Here is a 21934-nt window from a genome sequence, read left to right on the forward strand (position 1 = left end):
TTCTCCGTCGGCCCGCGGCGGCGACCTCGCCCCGGTCCGATCCTCATGAAGTGCCCGCCGTGCTCCGGACCCAGTGCGCGGCCCCGATCAGCGGTGCCGACGCGGGCTGCCGGGCCGGCAGAACGAGTACGCCCGCCCTTTCGGCCTGAGCCAGTCCCCGGACGAAGGTGGGATGGATCAGGTCCCACGACTGCGCCATGGAACCGCCGACGACGACCGCGGTGGCCTCGAAGCGGTCGATCCACGGGGCCAGGGCCCTGCCGAGGGCGTCGAAAGCGTAGCGGAAGGCCTCCGCGGCGGCGGTGTCGCCCTGCTCGGCCGCCATGGCGAGCTCATGGACGTCCGGCAGGGCCGACTCGTGGCGCGGGTCCGGCTCCCGGTGCGGAGCCGCGAGCCGGGCGTGGTGGAGGCGGATGGCGCGGCGCGAGACCGTCTCCTCCAGCGGACGGCCGTCGATGTCCAGCCGGTGCACGTGACCGCCGGGCGGCACGTCGGGGCCGTCGTGCACGGGCCGCCCGGTCCGCAGGAAGGACGAGCCGATGCCCGTGCCGAGCGTCAGGCAGACCACGCGGTCGTGTCCTTCGGCGGCCCCGGCCCGGTGCTCGCCGAGGGCGAAGGCGTCGGCGTCGTTGAGGAAGCACAGCCGCTCGGCCCGGTCGAGCAGCCGCCGGCGCAGCCCGGCGCCCACGTCCACGCCGGACAGGGACTCGAACTTGCCGATACCCGTGAAACGGCCGATCCCGGTGTCGTAGTCGAAGGGTCCGGGCATCGCCACGCCCCAGGACGGGCCGTGTCCGACGGGCAATTGGAGCGCGGTGAGGGCGATGTCGTCGAGGATGCCGTCCGCGGCCGCGTGCGAACCGAGCGGCCTGCGGATCACCGAGGACGGTACGGGAGTGCCGGTCGCGGGGTCGACGAGCGCGGCGGTGACGTGCGTACCGCCGACGTCGAGGACGGGGACCGGCACGGCCGACCTCCCCGTGGGGACCACGGTCACGGCTCGACCACCAGCGCCTTCACGATCCGCACCTCGTCGCCGCCCACGGAACGCACCCGGTAGGAGCCCACCGCGGCGGGGACCGTGAGGGTCTCCGCGAAGGCCAGGAAGTGGCTGCGCCCGTCCTGGGTCTCGACGACGGCGCCCTGGCCGGCGGCGACGTTGAGGATGTGGAAGCGCCCCGCGGTGTCGTCGGGGATGCCGGCCCCCGGCGCGACGACCAGCCGGTGGACCGCGTAGAACATCTCGGGCAGCGCGCCGATGACCTCCTCCCGCCAGCCCTCGCCGGTGCGCAGGGTACGCGGCTGCTGGATCAGGTCCTTCACCACGTCCTCCCCGCGCCGGGCCGTGTCCAGGTTGGCGAAGCCGTGCTCGTAGGGCAACGGCCGGGACGCGCCGGCGGCGTCCTTGCGCAGCCAGTCGTACAGGCGCAGCGAGTACAGGTACGGGGTCGCGCTCACCTCAAGCACCAGGTTGCCCGCGCCGGAGGCGTGCGGGGTGCCCGCCGGGATCATGAACAGCTGGCCCTCGACCGACGGGTGCGTCTGGATGTGGTCCTGGACGGGCAGCGGGGTGCCGTCGGCGATGGCCTCCTCCACCTGGCAGCGCATGGCGTCGGGGTCCGCGTCCTCGGTGAGTCCGAGCAGCACGCGGGCGCCCTCCTCGCTCGCGGTGACGTAGTACGTCTCGTGCTGGGTGTACGGCCAGCCGAACACCTCCCGCATGTACTGCTCCCGCGGGTGGAGGTGCAGGGAGAGGTTGCCGCCGCCCATCGTGTCGAGGTAGTCGAAGCGGATCGGGAAGGAGGTGCCGAACCGGCGGTGCACCTCCTCGCCGAGCATGGCCTCGGGGTGCTCGACGCACAGCAGCTGGAACGGGATCTCGACCTGCGCTCCGCCCCTCTCGCCGACGAGCACACCCGCCTCGGGGGCGATCAGTTCGTAGCCGAGGGCGGTGTTGCCGGCCTGCGGGGTGAAGCCCAGTTCGCTCGCCGCCCACTGGCCGCCCCAGGGCGTGGAGTTGAAGTACGGACGGGTGCGGACGGGCCCGTGGGCCAGGTGGCGCAGCGTGCCGCGCAGCGCGGTGCCGTCCAGGGACGCGGGAGCCGCCGGGTCCTGCGTGTCGATCCACCGGTCGATCCGGCCGACGATCGCGTCGCGGTGGCGGTCCACCACGGGCCAGTCGGTGTAGAACAACCGCACCAGGTCGCCCGGTTCGCCGGGGCGCCCCAGGTTGGCGCCGACCGGCAGCTCCCCCTTGCTCACGGCGGCTTCGGCGTACCGCTTCGGCAGGTCGGCGTACCAGAGCGCGTCCGGTTCGCAGAGCGCCGCGCCGGGTCCGAAGACCAGCAGCACACCGTCGCCCGCGGGCGTTTCCGGCCGGGGCACGGAGTCGAAGAGGTCCGCGGCCCGCGCCTGCGACAGCGGGGCGAAGAACGGGTCGTCGGCGGGGTGGGGCGGGGCCGCGATCCGTTCGGCGGCGGACGGTGCGTAGTGATCGCGTACGTCCGACCGCTGTGCCTCCCGCCCCGCGAGGCGCAGCGCCGCCGTGAGGCCGTCGGCCAGGGCGTCCCAGTCCAGCGCGGCAGGACCGTCCACGGCCAGGACGAGCGGACCGGGCGGCAGCGCGGCGACCGCGGCCGGCCACCCCTCGGTCACCTGCCCGTCGACCGGTTCGTAACTGGGGTGGGGGTCGTACGAACGAGACGCGGACTGCACATCTGCTCCTCAGTAGGCTCTGTCGGTGCGTTAACGATAACAACGCATGTCCGAGAGAGTCCATCCTCGATCGGTGGTCAATTTTTCCGACACAGGCTTCTACGAACTGGCCTTTTGGCAGGCCATGAGTCCGTTCCCGCTTCTTCCGTCCGACAGACCCTTGCCACTGCGGAGATGTTGTCGTTAACTTCCACGCAACAACCACTCGGCAGCCCCGGGCGTTCCGGGACACAGTTGCGCCCTGTGGTCCATATCCGGCCATGCACATGGCTCGCTTCCGTGAAGGTGATCAATGTCAGCATCGGGCAGGACCCGAAGTGCGGCCGTGCCGCTCGCCCGGCGCCGCCTTCTTGCCGGGATGGCCGCGGGCGCGGCCACGCTCGCCGCAGGGGGCTGCGCTCGCGGAGACAGCACGTCGGCGCAGCCGGGGACCACGAGCATCTCCAACGACAACGCGACCTGGGACGACGGCTACCGGGCGGCCGGGCGTGAACTGGAGAAGATCACCGGGTACGCGCTGCGGCCGCTGTCGAACCCCTCGGTGACGTCGTACCAGCAGGTCGTGCAGATGACGCTACAGACGTCGAAGGCCACCGACCTGGTCAAGTGGGCCTCTGGCTACCAGCTCAAGCGGCTGGCCCGGGCCGGCGGCCTCACGGATCTGTCGGGTGTGTGGCGGAAGTACCAGGCCAAGAAGTGGGTGCGCGGCGCCTCGCGGGACGCGGTGTCGTACCGGGGGAAGGTGTACGGCATCCCGCTGTACGAGTCGTACTACGTGCTCTTCTACAGCAAGCCGGTGTTCAAGAAACTCGGGCTGTCCGAGCCGAAGACCTGGGACGAGCTGCTGCACTGCGCCGAGGTCCTCAAGCGCAACAAGATCACGCCGTTCCTGGCCAGTCAGGTCGGCGGCTGGCCCGCGATCGAGTGGTTCCAGGAGCTGGTGACCAAGGTCGACCCGCGGTTCTACCAGAAACTGGTGACCGGGGAGGCCTCGTACACCGACGACGCGGCCCGCGAGGCGATGGACATCTGGCACGACTTCATGCGCAAGGGCTGGATGACGTCGCCCGACTTCGACCAGGCGCGGGGCCCCGGGGCGCTGAAGGCCGGGACGGTCGGCATGTTCCTGCACGGCACCTGGCAGGCCCAGGGAATGACCGCGGCGGGCATGAAGCCGGGCGTGGACTACGGGGCGTTCATCCTGCCCACGGTGCGGTCCGCCACGCCGAAGAGTGTGATCGCCGAGTCGGGCGTCTTCACGGTGCCAGCCCGGGCCTCCTCGCACGACGCCGCCATGGCCAACGTCGGCCAGTGGCTTGCTCCGCCCGTCCAGCGGGTGTGGAGCGACTTCCTTCAGGACAGCTCCGCCAATCCGACGGTCCGGTCGGACAACCCGGTCGTGGCCGAGCTGCAGCGTGACGTCGCCAAGGAGCGCCGGATCCCGCTGATCCGCTACTGGGAGGCCAGCCCGCCGAGCCTCATCCAGGGCAACACCAACGACCTGGGCGGGTTCATGGCCGGGCAGACCTCGCCGGCGACCACGCTGCGCCGGATGCAGGAGCGTGCACAAGACGAATGGGCAGCCTGGAGGCGCGACGAGGCATGAGCACTTCTACGACCGACCGACCCGCCACCGGCGGGAGCAGACGGACACCGCCCGTCGGCGGGGAACCGCGTCCCGCGCAGCGGCACGCCTGGATCAGCACACGCGAGCGCCTGGCGGCCGGGGGGTTCATGGCGCCGGCCGTGCTCCTGGTCTCGCTGTTCCTGCTCGCCCCGTTCGTGTGGACCATCCACCGCAGCTTCTTCGCCGACACCAGGACCTCCTCCTTCAGCTGGTTCGACAACTACACCCGGTTCGCCTCCGACCCGGCGCTGACCCGCTCGATCCAGAACACGCTGCTGTGGGTGGTGGGCACGGTCGTGCTCCCCTTCGTGCTCGGGCTGGCCATCGCCTGCATGACCGACGCCACCCGCTTCTCGCGCCTCGCCCGGCTGTGTGTCGTCCTTCCCTACGCGCTGTCGGGCTCCGCGGTGGCGGTGGTCTGGAACTTCATGCTCACCACCGACGGCGCCGTCAACCAGGTACTGACCACGGTGGGCCTGGACTCGTTCGCCCAGGGGTGGCTGCTGACCTGGCCGGGCAACACCCTCGTGATGATCCTCGCCAACGCCTGGCAGGCGACCGGTGTGGCCGTCATCCTCTTCCTGGTCGGACTGCAGTCCATCCCACCGGAGACCCTCGAAGCAGGCTCCCTGGACGGGGCGGGCAGCTGGCAGCAGTTCCGCCACATCGTCCTGCCGCAGCTCAGGCCCGTGTCGATCATCGTGATCGGCATGAGCCTGGTGAACGGCCTCAAGTCGTTCGACCTGATCTGGGTGCTCACCCAGGGCGGCCCGGGAAGGGCCACGGAGACCCTCGCGGTGTCCATGTACAACGAGACCTTCCTGGAGCTGCGGCCCGGCGCGGGAGCGGCGATCGCCGTCGTCCTGACCGTCATCGTCCTGGCGGCCTCCTGGCTCTACCTGCGCCGTCAGCTCGACGTGAAAGGCGAATGACCATGTCCCTCGGCCGCGTCCTGCGCACCGGCACCGTCACGGTGCTCGCCCTGCTCTGGCTGGTCCCGACCTGGCTCCTGGTGGTCAACGCCCTGGTGCCGGCCGAAAGCTACTCGGGCAGCCCGCACTGGCTCCCGACGGAGTTCGGGCTGTTCGACAACATGTCCCAGGCCTGGGACCGGGCCAACCTCGGGCCGGCGTTCGGCAACAGTCTCCTGTACTCCGTCGTCAGCGCGCTGGCCTCCGCCGTGCTGGCCGCGGGCGCCGCCTTCGCCACGATCATCATGCCCGTGAAGCACCGGGCGCTGTGGTTCTGGGTGATCTACTCCGGCACTCTGCTGCCCCTCCAGGTCTTCATCCGCCCGCTGTTCCTGTCGTACGCGGAATCGTCCCTGTACGACACCCAGTTCGGGCTCGTCCTGATCTACACGGCGATCGCGATCCCCTTCGCGTTCTTCGTCATGCGCAACTACGCCCTCACCCTGCCGAAGGAGGTCGTGGAGGCCGCGCGCATGGACGGCGCGTCCTGGTGGCGGCTGTTCTGGCAGATCCATGTGCCGCTCACCCGGTCCGCCATGGTCGCCGTGTTCGTGTTCCAGTTCGTGGCCGTGTGGAACGACCTGATGTTCGGCATCACGCTGACCACGAGCCGCAACATCCGGCCGGTCATGGCCGCGCTCGCCGATCTGCAGGGCAACTACTCCAACGTCGGTCCCCCGGTCGTGCTGGCCGGCGCCCTCCTCGTCTCCCTGCCGACCCTGGTGCTGTTCTTCTCCGCACAGCGCTTCTTCATCAGCAGCCTCAAGATCCACCGCTGACGTCTGTACGCCGCCTCCTTCCTCCTCTTCGCGAAGGGTGAACCATGCCGCGATCGCTGCTCCGCCGTGCCACCGTGACCACCGTCTGCGCGGGCCTGCTCTGGACCGCCGTCCCCGCCCATGCCGGGTCCGCTCACCCCGTCCGGCCCCACCCCGTCCCGCAGTCCCTGTGGGCCGACCGCGCCACCGACGCCTACCGGTCCCTGCAGACCCATCTCTACGAGGGCGCGGACCAGCACGGTCTGTACCTGGAGCACACGCCGCGGCAGGCGGCCGACCCGGCGCACTCCTACCTGTGGCCGTTCCGCGAGGCCGCGGCGGCGGCCGTCGACATGCAGGAACTCCCACGCGTCGGAGGGGACTTCCGCCAGGACGCGGCGGAGCGCTTCGACACGGTCGAGCTGTACTTCGCCGGCGGCGACCGACCGGGCTACCAGTCGTATCTGCCCGCGCCGCTCGGTTCGGGCGGCGACGTCTACTACGACGACAACGCCGTGGTCGCCCTGAGCCAGCTCGACCAGTACGAATCCACCGGCGACCGCACGTTCCTGCGACGGGCCGAGCAGGTCATACCGGTCGTCACCCGCGCCTGGGACGGCGACACCGCCAAGGCTTGTCCGGGCGGCATGGACTGGGTCGACTCCCCCAACAACAACGTCCGGGCCACCAACGTCACCTCGCTCTCGGCGCAGCTCGCCGCCCGCCTCTACGAGCACACCCACAAGCGCGCCTATCTCGAAAAGGCCGAGCAGTGGTACGGCTGGGTGTCCTCGTGCATGCGCAAGGCTCCGGGGCTGTACGTCAACGACCGGGGCGACGACGGCTCCACCAACGAGACGCTGTGGACGTACAACTCGGGCGCCATGATCGGCACGGCCACCGCGCTCTACCGTGGAACCGGCAAGGCAGGCTGGCTGACCAAGGCCGTCACCGACGCCGACGCCTCTCTCGCGTACTGGGGGCAGGGCACCCGTCTGCACGACCAGCCGGCCGTGTTCAACGCCTTCTACTTCAAGGACCTGCTCGACCTGGACGCCGTCCGCCCCGACTCCGCCTACCGGCAGGCCATGAGCGGCTACGCGGACAGCACGTACAGGACCAACAGGGACAGCTCCACCGGACTGTTCCGCTTCCAGCCGTCGAACGGCGGCGACTACGACCCGCAGGCACCGGCCGCGACCCTCAACCAGTCGGCCATGGTGCAGATCTTCGCCACCTTGGCCCGGGGCGACCAGCGCGGTCACGGCGACGGCCACGGGCCGAACTAGGGTCGCCGTCCCGCAGCAGTAGCGAGCCGCACCCGGCCCCGTACCGCCCACTCCTGACCCTGACTCCGACACGAAGGACGATCACGCACCATGCCCAAGCCACCGCTGACCCGGCCGTCCTGGTGGGACTCCGACATCGCGCGCGACATCCTGCGCGACCGCGTGGTCACCACCACCGTCGGCGTGGGTGACCTGCAGGTACGCCTGTCGGGTGAACCCCTGCTGCGCCACGACGGCTCCGGCGGACTGCTGCAGTCCATCCGGGTGCGGCTGCACCGCGAGGGCGCGGCGGCCGGCACCGGGGCGCCGCGTGTCACGAGGGTCCGGGTCACCACCGGCGGTGGCACACCGGTCCGCAGCGAACTCCTCTCCGGCCCCGGGACGGACCTCCGCGTCCTGGTGCCGGAGGTGGACGCGCCGACTCCCCTGCGGATCGAACTCCCCGACCTGGCCGAAGGCACCTGGCTCGACTTCGAGGCCCGCCCGCAGCGCCACTGGACGCTGCACCTGGTGCAGCACTCCCACCTCGACATCGGCTACACCGATCCGCAGGGCCGGGTCATGGCCGAGTCCCGCGCCTACCTCGACTCGCTCCTCGAACTGTGCCGGGACACCGACGACTGGCCGGAGCCCGCCCGGTTCCGCTGGGCCGTCGAAGGGTTCCACTCCTTCCAGGACTGGAGCGCCAACAGGCCCGCGCGCCAGGTCGGGAACTTCCTGGACCGGGTGCGCGAGGGACGCGTCGAGCTGACGGCGATGCCGTTCAACCTCCATACGGAGACCTGTTCCACGGACGAACTGCACGAACTCCTGCGGCCGATCACGGAGTTGCGCGACCGCCACGGCATCGACATCACCACGGCCATGCAGACCGACGTGCCCGGGCAGGTGGTCGGCCTGCCCGACGTCCTGGCGGACAACGGCATCCGCTACCTGTCCGTCGCGCACAACTGGGCCGGACGGGCCGTACCGCACCTCGTCGGCGGGGCACACCTGCCGCGGCTGTTCCGCTGGCAGACGCCCAGCGGCAACAACGTCCTGGTGTGGCGTACGGACACACCGCACGGTCTGGCGTACATGGAGGGCTCGATCCTCGGTTTCGACGAGTCCTACGACAGTGTCGACGACCTGTTGCCCGCCTACCTCTCCGCCCTGGCCCGGTTCCCCCATCCGCACGAGGGCCGCGGGATTCCCGGCTTCCCCGTACTCGACCAGACCTCCGCGGCCATCGCCGACGTCGACCCCTATCCGTGGGACGTCCTGCACCTGCGCGTGCTGGGCAAGTTCGCGGACAACGGCCCGCCGCGCCGGATCATCTCCGACACGGTGCGCCGCTGGAACGAGCAGTGGGCCTACCCGCAGCTGCGGGCCTCCCGCAACGAGGACTTCTTCGCCGACGCCGAGCAGCGCGTCGGGGACCGCCTGGAGACCTACCGGGGCGACTGGAGCGACTGGTGGGTCGACGGGGTCGGCGCCGGAGCGGTCCCCCTCGCCGCCACGCGCCGCGGTCAGGCGGCGCTCGCCGAGGCCCAGACCGTGGCCGGGTACGCGCACCTGCTGGGCGTACCCGGCAGCACGGCGGTCACGGCGAAGGCGCCGGCCGTCTACCGGTTGGCTTCGCTGTTCAACGAGCACACCTGGGGTGCCGGTGATCCGTGGACGCACGGGGATCACGGTCACGGGTCCGGGGAGCAGCAGTGGCACTGGAAGTACTCGCAGGCCATGCGTGCCCATGACGACGCGGAGACGCTCCTGGACGCCGCGTCCGCGCTGCTCGGGGAGGCGTTCGCCGCGCCCGCCGACGCGCTGGCGTCCTTCCACGTCGTCAACACGTGCAGTTGGCCGCGGACGGAGACGGCACGGCTGTTCCTGCCGGAGAGCACGGTCGCGCTGAGCGACGCGGTCCAGGTCCTGGACGCCCGCACCGGTGCCTCCCTGCCGTTCGTGGAGGAGGCCCAGAGCAACGACCGCCACCGGGCGGCCGGCCGGTTCCTGCACGTGCCCGTCGCCGACGTACCGGCCTGCGGCTCGCTGCGCCTGGACATCGTCCCCGGCACCGCCTCTGACCCCGCGCCGGGGGACGACGACCGAGCGGGTACGTCCCTGGCGGACACGTCCGCGGATCCGGTCGTCCTGGAGAACGACCACCTGCGGGTCACCGTCGACCTGCGCGAGGCGTGCATCGGCTCCGTCGTCGACAAGCGCACCGGACGCGAACTGGTCCGGCAGGACGCCGTCATCGGCTTCAACGGCTATGTGTACGACGAGTACGCCACGGCCGGCGCGTTCAACCACCAGTCCAGCAAGACGGTCGCCGACGACTCGATGCACCTGCTCGCCTCGCGCAGCACGGCGCCGCCCGCGGCACTCGTCGACCGCACCTCGGACTCCACCGGCCAGACCCTCGTCTACGAGTGTGCCCCGGCCGGAACGCGCCGGCTCCGGGTGACCGTGCGCCTGCCGCACGACGCGGCCCGTATCGACGTGGAGAACCGCATCGACAAGACGGCGACGCTCACCAAGGAGAGCGCCTTCTTCGCCTTCCCGTTCGCCCTGGACCACCCCACCGTGCGTACGGAGGCCACCGGCGGCGTGCTCGGCACCGACCGGGAGACCGTGCCGGGGTCCGCCACCCACATGCGCGCGATCCGCCGCTGGATCAGCCTGAGCGACGCGACCCACCACGCCGCCCTGGCGACGGCCGACGCCCCGCTCGTGCAGCTCGGCGGTATCGCGGTCCCGTACGCGCCCTATCCGCAGTCGCTGCCGCAGGAGGAGCCGGGCACGGTCTTCTCCTGGGTGCACAACAACATCTGGGACACGAACTTCCCCTCCCAGCAGGCGTTCCACCACACGTTCCGCTACAGCGTCGCCTTCGCCGGGGCCGACGACAACTTCGAAGGGTTCGGCGAGCAACTGGCCGTGCGCACCGCGGCCGTCACCAGCCATCCTCTGGTACCGGTCCGCGCCCGCGCCGGAGTCCGCGTCGGAGCCGAGGCCGAACTTCCGCCGCAGACAAGGTTCCTGACCCTGGACGACCCCCGGGTACGGCTCGTCGGGCTCACCGTCCCCGGTGAGGGACAGCTCATGATCCGCCTGCAGTCCCTGGCGGACGCTCCGGTCACCTGCCGCGTCACCGCCCCGCTCGCCGTCGGGCGGGCGTTCCGCACCAACTACCTCGGCCTGGCCCCGCGCCCCATCGACGTGGAACCGGAGGGAACCGTCCCGGTCACCGTGCCGGCACTCGGAACGGCGGCGGTCGTCCTCCACCTGCACCCGTCCGCCGAGTGACGCCGAGTGACGCCGACGGGAGGCCGTACAGGTAGCGGAGAGTTGCGCCGGCGGAAACGGGCGCGGCAGGGGATTGCCTGGGTCGCGGGGCCGGTCAGGCGGTGGCCTTCTCGTGTGTCTCGCGCTTCCAGAAGCCGGAGAAGGTGATGCGTGACTTCGGCAGCCCCGAGCGGTGCAGGTGCCGTCTGCCCTCGGTGGCCAGTGTCGACTCCCCCACGACGAAGGCGTAACCCGCCGGACCGGCCGGCACGTGCCGGCGCAGCTCCGCGAGTGCGGCGGCGCCGGGAACCGCGAACGGGTCGTCGCGCACCACCCAGGTGATGCTCATTCCGTCCGGGGCGTCCAGGTCGCGGCGGTCGCCCGCGGTCGGGATCTCCTGGATGACCCGGCCGACCGCTTCACGCGGGAGGGAGCGCAGGATGCCGGCCGTCGCGGGCAGACCACTCTCGTCGGCGACGAGCAGTACCTCGGAGGCGTCGTCGGGGCAGTCGAACAGCAATCCCTGGTCGAGGAGGGCGAGTTCTTCGCCGGGGGTCACCCCGCAGGCCCAGATCGCCGCGGCGCCCTCCGGATCACCGCCCGGACCGCAGTGCACGACGAAGTCGATGTCGAGTTCCGCCGTGTCCGGACGGAAGTCCGCCACGGTGTAGTTCGCGCAGTGCGCCCGCTCCTCCTCCGGTACGGCGAGGAACGGCTTCCACCAGGTCGGCCCGGAGATCTCCGGGAGGACGAACTCCTGTTGGTGCGGTTTGCGCAGGAACAGCCGAAACCACTGGTCGTAGCCCTGCCACGGGAACGAGGAGAGGTCCGGCCCGGTCACCGTGACCCGCTGCATCGAGGACGTGTAGCGCTCACTGCGCACGACGTGACAATGGAACAGCCGGGGCTGCCGGGGCATCAACTTCGGGGTCTTCGACACCTGGTAAGGGTAGCCTCAGCTTACTTGGATGCCAATCCTGGCCTCATGCCTCATGCCTCATGCCTCATGCCTCATGTCTGATGACCTCCTGACCTCATAGCCTCGTACGACGGCGAGTGCGAGGCCCGGCCGGCTCACGCAGCACGAGGAGGACCCCATGAGGATCGTCATCACCGGTGGCTTCGGCTTCCTGGGACAACAGGTCACCGACGTCCTGCTCGCACGGCGGACCTTGTGCGGGGCGCCCGTCGACGGGCTGCTGATCGTCGACCGGCACGTGCCGACCGCGGCGCCGGTGGCGGACCATCCGCTGGTGGACGTCGTCCAGGGCGATGTGAGCGAGCGCCTGGACGACATCTTCAGGCAGCCCGTGGACACCCTCATCCACCTCGCGTCGGCCGTATCGGCCGAGTGCGAGAGCGACTTCGACCTGGGGATGTCGGCCAACCTGGACACGACACGCGCGTTGCTCGACGCCGCCCGCGCACAGTCGGCCGCCGGCGGGCCGACACCCCGGGTCGTGTTCTCCAGCAGTGTCGCGGTGTACGGCTCCGACCCGGCGGCACCCCTGCCGCCCGTGGTCGACGAGTGGACGCTGCCGACGCCGCAGTCGAGTTACGGAGCGCAGAAGCGCGTCTGTGAGCAGTTGATCGCCGAATACACGCGCCGGGGCTTCATCGACGGACGCGTGGCGCGCCTCATGACCGTCGCGGTTCGGGCGGGCGCACCGAACGCGGCCGCCTCCGGCTTTCTGTCCGGCATCATCCGCGAGCCCCTGTCCGGGCTCCCGGCCGTCTGCCCGGTCGATCCCGGCCTGCAGGTCGCGCTGGCCTCACCGCGGCGCACCGTCGAGGGCATCCTCCGCATCACCGAGGCCGGACGCGACAGGGGCCCCGGGTCCCTCGAAGGCGGGCTTCCGGTCAATCTGCCGGCGCTCACGGTCACGGTCGCCGAGATGCTCGACGCGCTGCGCCGGGTGGCCGGCGACGCCGTCGCCGACCTGGTGACCGTCGCGCCCGATCCCGCCATTGAGGCGATCGTCGGTTCATGGCCCGCCTCGTTCGACAACGCACGCGCCGCGGCGCTCGGCCTGCGCCCCGACGATGGCTTCGAGTCGATCGTCACGGCGTACATCAAGGACCACCCCGACGCCGTCACCGTCGGAACGAGCCGTCCCTGAGGGGGAGTTGCCGACGAGCGGCGTACGGGACTCGACGTGTGCGGGTCTGGACGTGCACGGGGACTGGACGTGCACGGGGACTGGACGTCTGCGGCGAAGAGGCACACCACGAGACGGGCCGGGCCGGGCTGTCGCGCGACACGGCGGCTAGCGCTTCCCGGCCCGCCGTTGCTCCGGAGCGCCGTTGGCCGACACGACAGTCAAGGCGGTGGTCCTGCCGTCGGGGGCAATACGGAGGACGGGGATCACCTTGATCACCGGAGCGCCGTCGTTCCCGAGGCGTCGTCGGGCTCCGTGTCGGAGGGGCGGACCCGGAAGCGGTCGGCGGAGCCGGAGAAGGCGATTTTGGGCCCGGACCGCTTTGTCAGCCCTGTCAGCCCTGGGCCAGCTCCGCCACCGGCTGCCACTTCTCCCATGTCGCCAGGCGTCCCTCGTAGTCGGCCCTGGCGATGCCCAGCGGTGCCGTGCCGAAGAAGCAGCGCAGCGGCGGCTCCTCGGCGTCCACGATCTCCATCACGGCGGCGGCGGACGCGTTCGGGTCTCCGGGGGTGCCGACACGCTTGCGGCGCTGCTCCTGCACCTGCTTGTGGAACTCGGCGTACGCCGGCAGGGGCTCGGACGTGCTCGACGAGGAGCCGGCCCAGTCGGTGGCGAAGCCGCCGGGCTCGATCAGGGTGACCTTGATCCCGAACGGCGCGACCTCCTGGGCGAGCGCCTGGCTGATCCCCTCAAGCGCCCACTTCGACGCGTGGTAGATGCCGACCAGCGGGAACGCGCTGATCCCGCCGATCGAGGAGACCTGCAGGATGTGACCGCTGCCCTGCTCACGCAGGAACGGCAGGGCCGCCTGGGTGACCCACAGGGCCCCGAACAGGTTGGTCTCCAGCTGCGCGCGGGCCTCCGCCTCGGAGATCTCTTCCACCATGCCGAAGTGGCCGTAGCCGGCGTTGTTGACCACCACGTCGAGCCGGCCGAACCGCTCGTGCGCCTGCCGTACGGCGGCGAAGTCCGCCTCGCGGTCCGTGACATCGAGTTGCAGGGGCAGGAACCGCTCGCCGTAGGTCGCGACGAGTTCGTCCAACGTAGAGAGGTCGCGTGCCGTCGCGGCCACGAGGTCGCCGCGGTCCAGCGCGGCGATCGCCCACTCGCGCCCGAAGCCGCGGGAGGCACCGGTGATGAACCAGATCTTCTGTGTCATGACGTGCTCCTCAGGAAACTCATTGGCCGCCCAGTCATGCCGCAACGCATGGCGGAGCGGGGCCCATGGCTCCAGCGAACACCTTCGAGTGCGCTCCAGCGCAAGTCGAGAACCTGTAACGCGAGTGCTCGCCGCAGATCCCGACCGACCGCGCAAGACCCGTCCGGGCCACGTCCATGTCGTCACCGGCGCCTCGGAGGCCCGACCGAACCCCATACGGACGTACCTCAAACCCATTTCGAAGTGATCTACAACACGTTACCGGGGGTATCTGAAACAAGGTGTCGCAGGTAAGTTGCCGGTAGCGCGCTGAAGTCGCACCACCCTTCTGAGTACCCGTCAGTGCCCGAACGCGGGCCCCTCCCCCCTGTCTCTCCCCGGGGGCCCGCGAGCCAGAGTGAGGACCCTGCAATGGAGCAGCAGCACGTCGACGTCCTGGTCATCGGTGCCGGCATATCCGGCGTCAGCGCCGCATGCCACGTACTGCGTGCCGTTCCCGGTGCTTCGCTGGTCGTACTCGAACGCCGCACACGTGTCGGTGGCACCTGGGACCTCTTCCGGTACCCCGGTATCCGCTCCGACTCCGACATGCACACCTTCGGATTCGGATTCCGCCCGTGGCACGATGCCCGCATCCTCGCCGACGGCGCGAAGATCCAGCAGTACGTCGAGGACACCGCGGCCGACGACGGCGTGCTGGAGCGCGTCCGCTTCCGGCGACGGGCGATCAGTGCCGACTTCTCGCATGCCACCGGCCGGTGGACCGTCGAGGTCGAGGACGAGAGCACCGACGAGCGCGAGTCGTACAGTGCCCGCTACCTCATCGGATCGACCGGGTACTACGACTACGACACCCCCTATCGCCCTCAGTTCCCCGGCGAGGCGGACTTCCGGGGCACCCTGGTGCATCCGCAGCGCTGGCCGGAGGATCTCGACCACACCGGCCGGAACGTGGTCGTCATCGGTTCAGGGGCCACCGCCATCACCTTGCTGCCCGCGATGGCCGACGACGCAGCTCACGTCACCATGCTGCAACGCTCCCCCACCTACGTCCTCGGGCTGCCCGAGGTCGACCCGCTCACCCGCGTCCTGCAGCTACTGCGCGCCCCGGCCCGGCTGACGCACAAGATCGTCCGCGCTCGCAACATCGCCCTTCAGCGCGGGAGTTACGCCTTCTGCCGCAAGTACCCCCGCCTCGCCCGCAGGATCCTCCTCGGCCTCGTACGAGCCAGGGTCGGCAAAGACGTCGACATGCGCCACTTCAGTCCGAACTACAAGCCCTGGGACCAGCGACTGTGTGTCGTCCCCGGCGGCGACCTGTTCAAGGTGCTCAAGAGCGGCAAGGCGTCGATCACCACCGACCGCATCGACACCTTCACCGCCGACGGCATCCGTCTGAAGTCCGGCGAGGAACTGAAGGCAGACATCGTCATCACCGCCACGGGCCTGACCGTCCAGCTCATGGGCGGCATGGCACTCACCGTCGACGGCCGGCCGGTGGACGTCACGAACCGTGTCCTCTACAAGGCCGTCCTGCTGGAGGGCGTCCCCAACATGTCCCTCGTCATCGGCTACACCAACGCCTCCTGGACCCTGAAGGCGGATCTGGCGGCCGACTACACCGCCCGTCTGCTCGCTCACATGCGGCGCCACGGGCATGACATCGCCACCCCGCTGGCCTCCCCCGGCGACCGCTCGGAGTTCTCCGTCATGGGCGAGGCGCTGACCTCCGGCTACATCGCCCGGGCCAACGAGGTCATGCCGCGCCAGGGCACCCGCGACCCGTGGCGGCTGTGGAACAACTACTACCGCGACCGCGCGCTGCTCCGGGACGCCCCCATCGACGACGGTCCCCTGCGCTTCGACAAGGCGGGGACGCCGACCTCCGCGCGCACGTTCCCCGCGGACACCGCGGACACCGCGGCTGGCTCGGCTGACGAGGCCGACTCGGCTGACGCGGCCGGCGCCCAGGAAGCACCGCGCGTCGCCTGACCGTCCGGCCCGCACAACCAGCCCCGCACCACCGCACCACCGCGCCATCGCGCGACTGCACCATCGCACCGCTGCACCACCGCACCGGCCCGCGCACCCGCCTCCCCCTGGCGGCCGAGCAGACAACCGAGGACGAAGATGCCCGCGAACTTGACCAGGAAGCTCTACGACGAGCGCCTGCGGACCCTGTCCGAGGGCTCCGTGAACGTCAACTTCAACGCCTTCATCGACATCAAATGGGACGACCCCGAGTTCGCCGTGCACACCGACGACCCGCGCTGGGTCCTCACCAGCGCGGACGCCCTGGGCGCCCACCCCTGGTACCAGGAGCAGCCGCTCGAAGCCCAGATCCGTATCGGGATCTGGCGCTGGGCGGTCATCGCCAAGGTGGGGATGCAGTTCGAGAACCTCCTCATGCGCGGAGCCCTGGACTACATCTACCAACTGGGCAACCAGAACCAGGAGTTCAGGTATCTCACCCACGAGATCACCGAGGAGACCCACCACACCCAGATGTTCCAGGAGCTGGTCAACCGCACCGGCGTGGACACCGCCGGCGGCAAGCGCTGGTTCCGCCAACTCAGCCGTGTCCTGCCGCTGGCCGGTTCCCTCTACCCCGAGGCGTTCTTCACCGGCATCCTGGCCGGCGAGGAGCCCATCGACCACCTGCAGAAGGGAGCCCTGCGCAGCGGCGAGCCCGTGCACCCCCTCCCGCAGCGGATCATGCAGATCCACATCGCCGAGGAAGCCCGCCACATCTCCTTCGCCCACGAGTTCCTGCGCCTGCGCGTCCCGCGCTTCGGCAAGGTCCGCCGCGGCGCCCTGTCCGTCCTCTTCCCGCTGATCATGCGGTCCCTGTGCGACGTCATCATGATCCCCGACCGGAAGTCCGCCGCGCAGGTCGGCATCCCTGCCTGGGTGATCAAGGACGTCTTCTGGAAGTCCGAGGCCGGCCAGAGGATGCTCCACGAACTCTTCTCCGACGTGCGGATGCTCGCGCAGGACATCGGCCTGATGAACAAGGTGTCCCGCCCGCTGTGGAAGGCCCTGCGCATCGACGGACGCCCGGCGCGCTTCCGCGGCGAGCCCGCCCTGCACACCGACTGAGCTCCCGCCGGCTCCACACCGCCTTTCCCCGAACGGAGACCAGCCCGCCGTGCCGTACGTCGTCACCCGATCCTGCTGCGCCGACGCCTCCTGCGTGCTGGCCTGCCCGGTCAACTGCATCCACCCCGCGCCCGGGGAGCCCGGCTTCGGGACCACCGAGATGCTGTACGTCGACCCACGCACCTGTGTGGACTGCGGCGCCTGCACCACGGCCTGCCCGGTTGACGCACTCAAGCCCCATACGGCCCTCGGCGAGGGCGAGTTGCCGTTCCTGGAACTGAACGCCGCCTACTACAAGCAGAACCCGCACGACGACCGTACGCCCATGTACGTCGTACCCAGACAACGCAGCCTCCCCGCAGGCGAGTTGTCCGTCGCCGTCATCGGCGCCGGCCCCGCCGGCCTCTTCGCCGCCGACGAACTCCTGCGCCACCCAGGCGTGCGCGTCACCGTCTACGACCGGCTCCCGACCCCGTACGGCCTCGCACGGGCCGGCGTCGCACCGGACCACCAGGACACCAAGCAGGTCACCGAGCTCTTCCGGACCATCGAGTCCCAGCCCGGCTTCACCTACCGACTCGGCGTCGAGGTCGGCACCCACCTCACCCATACCGACCTCCTGCGCGAGCATCACGCGGTGATCTACGCCGTCGGCGCCGCGACCGACAAGCGCCTCGGCATCGAGGGCGAGGAGCTGCGAGGCAGCGTCTCCGCGACGGACTTCGTCGGCTGGTACAACGGTCACCCCGACCGCGCGCACGACGACCACACCCTGGACACCGAGCGAGCCGTCGTCATCGGCAACGGCAACGTCGCCCTCGACGTCGCCCGCATCCTCACCGCCGACCCCGATGTCCTGGCCCGTACCGACATCTCCGACCGCGCGCTCGCCGCCCTCCGCAGCAGCAAGATCCGGGAGGTCGTCCTCCTGGGCCGGCGCGGCCCCGCCCAAGCGGCGTTCACCCTGCCCGAACTCCTCGCGCTCTCCACCCTCAAGGACGTGGACGTGAGCGTCGAAGGCTGGCCCGAAGACCTGCAGCCCGAAGCCACCGACAAGACCCGGCTGCTGGCACAACTGGCCGCGCGATCACCGGTACACGGCCGCCGCCGTATCGTGCTGCGTTTCCTGGCCAGTCCGGCACGGCTCACCGGCGAGGCCTCCGTACGAGCCATCGAGATCACCACCACCGCCCTGCACACCGACGAGGACGGCACCGTACGCGCCCTGCCCACCGGCGACACACAGACCCTCGAAACCGGGCTGGTCCTGCGCTCCGTCGGCTACCGCGCCCGGCCCGTCCCCGGCCTGCCCTTCGACGAGGACAGCGCGACCGTCCCCCACGAGGGCGGCAGGGTCGAACCCGGCGTCTATGTCGCGGGCTGGATCAAGCGCGGACCCACCGGCTTCATAGGTACGAACAAAACCTGCGCCCACGAGACGGTCGAGTCCCTTCTGGACGACTTCGCCGCCGGTCGCCTCACGCAGCCGGTAAGCGGCGTCGGCATGACGGCGGGCGCTCTGGGAGTGGACGCCTGGTATGCGATAGACCGCGCGGAACGAGCGGCGGGCGAGGAGCAGGGCCGCCCGCGCGTCAAGTTCACGGACACCGAGTCGTTGCGCCGAGCCGGGCAAGCCGCTTCGGCGGTACGCGGCTGACAACCACGAGGCCCGGGACCCAGGGCCCGGGGAGCACGCTCGAGCCTTCTACAGATCCGCCACCCGCTGCTGGGGCGACAGTTCGAGGCCCAGGTCTCGCAGTGTCGCGTCCAAGACCGCCCAGACCGAGCGGCAGAGCATCTCGCGCAGCTCGTCCTCGGACAGCTCGCGCTGGTCATCGCGTACCCACTGGTTAACGCAGGTGTCCACGAGGCCCACGACACCGACCGCCACCGAACGGATCGGCGCCTCCGGCACCCCGAGTGCTTTGAGTACGTCCCCGAACCGCTCGCCGAGCATCAGCGCGATGGCGGTCTTGGTGTCCGCCACCAGCGATCCGTCCCCCATCGCATGTTCACCGACACCCATGTAGGCGTACAAGCGCGGATGCTGGGCCACCCAGTCCAGGTGCGCGCCCACCACACGTCGCACGGCTTCTTCGATGGTCCCTTCGAAGAGGAGAGTGGGCTCTATGCGCCGCATGAACGACTCCACGACCCGCCGGCGGATCAACTCGTCAAGCGTGGCCCGGTCCTTGAAGTGCCGGTAGAGCACCGACCGCGGCAGCCCCACACGCTCTGCCAGCCGCTGCAGCCCGAAACGCGTGCCCTCCTCCTCGATGAGGGTCACCGCCGCGTCCACCAGGTCGACCTGTCGTTGCGCCTTGTGGTCGTCCCAGCGGGTGGAGCGCCCGTCGATCTGCGGCTCGCCGTCCGTTCTGTCAGCCATCTCGCCACAATATCGGCGTCGCGGACGGACACGGCGCCCGAGTGGCCGGCTTCGAGCACGGCACCGTCCTGCGCGTCTTCCGCCACGTCGTCGGCCGTGCGTGATGTGACCGTCAGCGCCGTAGGCATGGCTGTCACAAATCGATGGCCTCGCGAGTGCTCAGCCAGCAGAATCACCGCCCATGGAACCCGTATCCCTGACGACACGGCGTCTGCTGTTGCGCCCCCATGATCTCAGCGACGAGGACGCGGTGTTTGCCGCGTGCCAGGATCCGGAAATCCAGCGGTGGACGGACCTTCCGACGCCTTACGAACGCCGGCACGCCGCCTTCTACCTGGGAGAGCTGGTGCCGCGTGGCTGGCGCGACGACACGATGTACCACTTCGCGGTCGAGAAACGGGATGCCAACCGGGACGGTGCGGCCCTGGTGGCGTCCGTCAACATCCACCGGCACGCCGAGACATGGGGAATCGGGTACTGGACGGTGGCTCAGCACCGAGGAGAAGGCTATGCCACCGAGGCTGTACTCGCCCTGGCGAGGTGGTCCTTCGCCGACCGCGGTGTCCAGCGTCTGGAGTGGCGGGCGGAGGCGGGCAACCGCGGCTCGTGGGCTGTGGCGCACAAGGCCGGCTTCGTCATGGAGGGCATCCTGCGTGCGGCGCAGACCAGCGACAAGACCCTGCGGGATACGTGGGTCGGTGCTCTGCTGCCTGGGGACCTCGGACTGCCGTCCGCGCTCCCGTACCACCCCGCACGGGACGGTCTTCTCACCACCTCGTCCGCTAGGAGTTGTCCGCCTGATCATGTGACCTGCTGATTGCTGGCTCGTTGTCTCAGGCGTGGGGCGGGGTGACTTGATGGATGCCGAGTGGGAACGGCTGCGTCCGTTCCTGCCGGTCAGTAACGGACGTTGTGGCCGATGGCGGGATCATCGGCAGGTGATCGACGGGATTCTGCACCGAGTTGGGACGGAGTGCAGTGGCGGGATCTTCCCGAGCGGTTCGGCCCCTGGAAGACCGTCTACGAACGCCACCGGCTGTGGTCGGCCGACGGCACGTGGGAACGTCTGCTGCAGCAGGCCCAGGCCGCCGCCGACGCAGCTGGCGAGATCGACTGGGACGTCGCGGTCGACTCCACCATCGTGCGGGCTCACCAGCACGCGGCCGGTGCCCGCATCGATCCGCCACCGGCACCCGCGTCAAAGGGGGCCGAAGCAGCAGAACACCAGGGCGAAACTCCCTGGCGAAGCCTTCTTTCCCGCCTGGTGGAGGTGGTGCAGGAGGTGAGGGCCTGGGCCGTTCGCGGGGCGGGTTCACCAGCAAGCTCCACCTGAGCGCCGACGGCCGCTGTCGCCCGCTATCCCTGGTTGTCACTGCGGGGCAGCGGGCAGATTGCACTCAGTTCCAGACAGTGCTCGCAAAGATCCGCGTTCCGCGGGTCGGTCCGGGCCCGCCTCACACGAAGCCCGACAGCATCACGGCCGACAAGGGCTACAGCAACGGCCCGTGCCGCGAGTACCTGAGGCGCCGGGACATCCGGCACACGATCCCGGAGAAGAGCGACAGCCAGGCCGCCCGCCTGCGCAAAGGTTCACGCGGTGGACGGCCACCCGGCTTCGATGAAGAGCGTTACAAGAAACGCAACACGGTGGAACGGGCGATCAACCGACTCAAGCAGTCGCGAGCGGTGGCCACGCGGTACGACAAACGCGGTTACGTCTTCCTTGGCACCGTCACCGTAGCGTCACTTGCAATATGGCTCCGGTCCTGATAACTGCGAGGCAGGTCAAAACCGCTCGGCCCGTCTGTGAGTGCCGTCTTATGGTTCCGGGATGAGTAACTCTGCTGCGGCTGCTGTCCTCACAACCGCCGACCTGCCTGAAGCGATACGTGCGGTGCGCGCCTTGCTGGACATCGCAGACATCGGTCAGGGAGAGGTCGACCTCGAAGCCGTGATCAGGTCGCCGGATGTCCTGGCACAAGTACGTCACGTACTGCCCGACCTCGAATGGTGGGCGTCGGCTGGCAAGGAGCACGGCTCGTCGGAGGCCGGCGACAACCCTGCAGACTGCCTGCCGATCCAAGTGTTCGACTGGGGTCGTCCGCTAGACCTCGCCGAGCCCTTCATCGCCGCTCTGGGGTCAGATCCCGCGGCTGTTCGGTGGGATCTAGACGCGTGGCCTGCGGTTCCCGAAGCGGGCCTGGAGGCGATCTCGCAGAAGTACGCATACCTCACGCTGACAGTGAATTCCCGGGACTTCTACCAGGATGAGCCGTCGCAGGACCACACCGTCCACGTGCACGCCCGGAACCGGAACGGTGACCAGACAGCCCGCGTCCATTGGCTCGCCAATCAAGTAGGCGGCCGGTTCACAGGCAGGGTGGAGTCGGCGTACCTGTAACCCCTCCGCAAACAGGCAATACCGCCGTCTCTATCTGCCTCTGTCACATGATCGGCCGGACAACTCCTAGTCGACAAGTCTTTCAGTGCACCTGAAGGGC

General features: G+C 69.9%; 16 protein-coding genes and 1 pseudogene. 12 read left to right on the forward strand and 5 right to left on the reverse strand.

Going from position 1 to position 21934, the window contains the following annotated elements:
• Positions 1-43: 43 nt before the first annotated feature.
• Together OHS59_RS01985 and OHS59_RS01990 are read right to left on the reverse strand one after the other, a co-directional pair.
• Complete coding sequence (locus OHS59_RS01985; protein ID WP_328491630.1) at positions 44-967, reverse strand: ROK family protein; 924 nt, start codon at positions 965-967, stop codon at positions 44-46.
• Between the two features lie 26 nt (positions 968-993).
• Complete coding sequence (locus OHS59_RS01990; protein ID WP_328491631.1) at positions 994-2715, reverse strand: class I mannose-6-phosphate isomerase; 1722 nt, start codon at positions 2713-2715, stop codon at positions 994-996.
• Positions 2716-3007: 292 nt separating this feature from the next.
• On the opposite strand from OHS59_RS01990, the gene OHS59_RS01995 reads away from it, so the two are divergent.
• From OHS59_RS01995 to OHS59_RS02015, 5 genes are all read left to right on the forward strand, one after another.
• The gene (locus OHS59_RS01995) at positions 3008-4321 is read left to right on the forward strand and encodes an ABC transporter substrate-binding protein (protein ID WP_328491632.1); all 1314 of its coding nucleotides are present in this window, start codon (positions 3008-3010) and stop codon (positions 4319-4321) included.
• Complete coding sequence (locus OHS59_RS02000) at positions 4318-5274, forward strand: carbohydrate ABC transporter permease (RefSeq protein WP_328491633.1); 957 nt, start codon at positions 4318-4320, stop codon at positions 5272-5274. Before OHS59_RS01995 ends, OHS59_RS02000 begins: the two co-directional genes overlap by 4 nt.
• Entirely contained in the window at positions 5271-6092 is an 822-nt protein-coding gene (locus tag OHS59_RS02005; protein WP_328491634.1) for a carbohydrate ABC transporter permease, read from the forward strand. The genes OHS59_RS02000 and OHS59_RS02005 overlap by 4 nt, the downstream gene beginning before the upstream one ends.
• A gap of 44 nt (positions 6093-6136) precedes the next feature.
• Positions 6137-7360, forward strand: a complete 1224-nt coding sequence (locus tag OHS59_RS02010; RefSeq protein ID WP_328491635.1) for a glycoside hydrolase family 76 protein — start codon at positions 6137-6139, stop codon at positions 7358-7360.
• Between the two features lie 90 nt (positions 7361-7450).
• Positions 7451-10651 (forward strand): glycoside hydrolase family 38 C-terminal domain-containing protein, encoded by a 3201-nt coding sequence (locus OHS59_RS02015; RefSeq protein ID WP_328491636.1) that lies wholly within the window; start codon positions 7451-7453, stop codon positions 10649-10651.
• Between the two features lie 94 nt (positions 10652-10745).
• On the opposite strand, the gene OHS59_RS02020 is transcribed toward OHS59_RS02015, so the two are convergent.
• On the reverse strand, positions 10746-11549 hold the full coding sequence (locus OHS59_RS02020) for a siderophore-interacting protein (protein WP_443061606.1): 804 nt from the start codon (positions 11547-11549) through the stop codon (positions 10746-10748).
• A 178-nt stretch (positions 11550-11727) separates the two neighbouring features.
• Between OHS59_RS02020 and denD the strand changes: the two genes are divergently transcribed.
• On the forward strand, positions 11728-12750 hold the full coding sequence (denD, locus tag OHS59_RS02025; RefSeq protein WP_328491638.1) for a D-erythronate dehydrogenase: 1023 nt from the start codon (positions 11728-11730) through the stop codon (positions 12748-12750).
• 373 nt (positions 12751-13123) lie between these two features.
• Here the strand turns inward: denD and OHS59_RS02030 are convergent, their stop codons facing one another.
• Entirely contained in the window at positions 13124-13948 is an 825-nt protein-coding gene (locus OHS59_RS02030; RefSeq protein ID WP_328491639.1) for an SDR family oxidoreductase, read from the reverse strand.
• Positions 13949-14359: 411 nt separating this feature from the next.
• Between OHS59_RS02030 and OHS59_RS02035 the strand changes: the two genes are divergently transcribed.
• From OHS59_RS02035 to OHS59_RS02045, 3 genes are all read left to right on the forward strand, one after another.
• The gene (locus OHS59_RS02035; RefSeq protein ID WP_328491640.1) at positions 14360-15940 is read left to right on the forward strand and encodes a flavin-containing monooxygenase; all 1581 of its coding nucleotides are present in this window, start codon (positions 14360-14362) and stop codon (positions 15938-15940) included.
• A gap of 138 nt (positions 15941-16078) precedes the next feature.
• Complete coding sequence (locus OHS59_RS02040; protein ID WP_328491641.1) at positions 16079-17047, forward strand: AurF N-oxygenase family protein; 969 nt, start codon at positions 16079-16081, stop codon at positions 17045-17047.
• A gap of 49 nt (positions 17048-17096) precedes the next feature.
• Positions 17097-18704 carry an FAD-dependent oxidoreductase gene (locus OHS59_RS02045; RefSeq protein ID WP_328491642.1) on the forward strand — a complete coding sequence of 536 codons (1608 nt, stop codon included), beginning with the start codon at positions 17097-17099 and terminating at the stop codon, positions 18702-18704.
• 48 nt (positions 18705-18752) lie between these two features.
• Here OHS59_RS02045 and OHS59_RS02050 read toward each other — a convergent pair whose 3' ends face one another.
• Positions 18753-19433, reverse strand: a complete 681-nt coding sequence (locus tag OHS59_RS02050) for a TetR/AcrR family transcriptional regulator (RefSeq protein WP_328491643.1) — start codon at positions 19431-19433, stop codon at positions 18753-18755.
• Positions 19434-19614: 181 nt separating this feature from the next.
• Between OHS59_RS02050 and OHS59_RS02055 the strand changes: the two genes are divergently transcribed.
• The 3 genes and pseudogenes from OHS59_RS02055 (at position 19615) to OHS59_RS02065 (ending at position 21834) form a co-directional block, all read left to right on the forward strand.
• Complete coding sequence (locus OHS59_RS02055) at positions 19615-20250, forward strand: GNAT family N-acetyltransferase (RefSeq protein WP_328491644.1); 636 nt, start codon at positions 19615-19617, stop codon at positions 20248-20250.
• Between the two features lie 40 nt (positions 20251-20290).
• Positions 20291-21203, forward strand: a pseudogene (locus tag OHS59_RS02060) (IS5 family transposase).
• 61 nt (positions 21204-21264) lie between these two features.
• Positions 21265-21834, forward strand: coding sequence for a hypothetical protein (locus OHS59_RS02065; protein WP_328491645.1), 570 nt, complete (start codon positions 21265-21267; stop codon positions 21832-21834).
• Positions 21835-21934 lie beyond the last annotated feature (100 nt).

The sequence above is a fragment of the Streptomyces sp. NBC_00414 genome (genome assembly GCF_036038375.1).
In the GTDB taxonomy this organism is placed as follows: domain Bacteria; phylum Actinomycetota; class Actinomycetes; order Streptomycetales; family Streptomycetaceae; genus Streptomyces.

Bases quoted from the DNA above. Each gene is read 5' to 3' on its own strand.
- OHS59_RS02000 (WP_328491633.1), top strand. From the start codon at position 4,318: ATGAGCACTTCTACGACCGACCGACCCGCCACCGGCGGGAGCAGACGG.
- OHS59_RS02015 (WP_328491636.1), top strand. From the start codon at position 7,451: ATGCCCAAGCCACCGCTGACCCGGCCGTCCTGGTGGGACTCCGACATC.
- OHS59_RS01995 (WP_328491632.1), top strand. From the start codon at position 3,008: ATGTCAGCATCGGGCAGGACCCGAAGTGCGGCCGTGCCGCTCGCCCGG.
- OHS59_RS02065 (WP_328491645.1), top strand. From the start codon at position 21,265: ATGAGTAACTCTGCTGCGGCTGCTGTCCTCACAACCGCCGACCTGCCT.
- OHS59_RS02055 (WP_328491644.1), top strand. From the start codon at position 19,615: ATGGAACCCGTATCCCTGACGACACGGCGTCTGCTGTTGCGCCCCCAT.
- OHS59_RS02050 (WP_328491643.1), bottom strand. From the start codon at position 19,433: ATGGCTGACAGAACGGACGGCGAGCCGCAGATCGACGGGCGCTCCACC.
- OHS59_RS02020 (WP_443061606.1), bottom strand. From the start codon at position 11,549: ATGCCCCGGCAGCCCCGGCTGTTCCATTGTCACGTCGTGCGCAGTGAG.
- OHS59_RS02005 (WP_328491634.1), top strand. From the start codon at position 5,271: ATGACCATGTCCCTCGGCCGCGTCCTGCGCACCGGCACCGTCACGGTG.
- OHS59_RS02030 (WP_328491639.1), bottom strand. From the start codon at position 13,948: ATGACACAGAAGATCTGGTTCATCACCGGTGCCTCCCGCGGCTTCGGG.
- denD (WP_328491638.1), top strand. From the start codon at position 11,728: ATGAGGATCGTCATCACCGGTGGCTTCGGCTTCCTGGGACAACAGGTC.
- OHS59_RS02035 (WP_328491640.1), top strand. From the start codon at position 14,360: ATGGAGCAGCAGCACGTCGACGTCCTGGTCATCGGTGCCGGCATATCC.
- OHS59_RS02040 (WP_328491641.1), top strand. From the start codon at position 16,079: ATGCCCGCGAACTTGACCAGGAAGCTCTACGACGAGCGCCTGCGGACC.
- OHS59_RS02010 (WP_328491635.1), top strand. From the start codon at position 6,137: ATGCCGCGATCGCTGCTCCGCCGTGCCACCGTGACCACCGTCTGCGCG.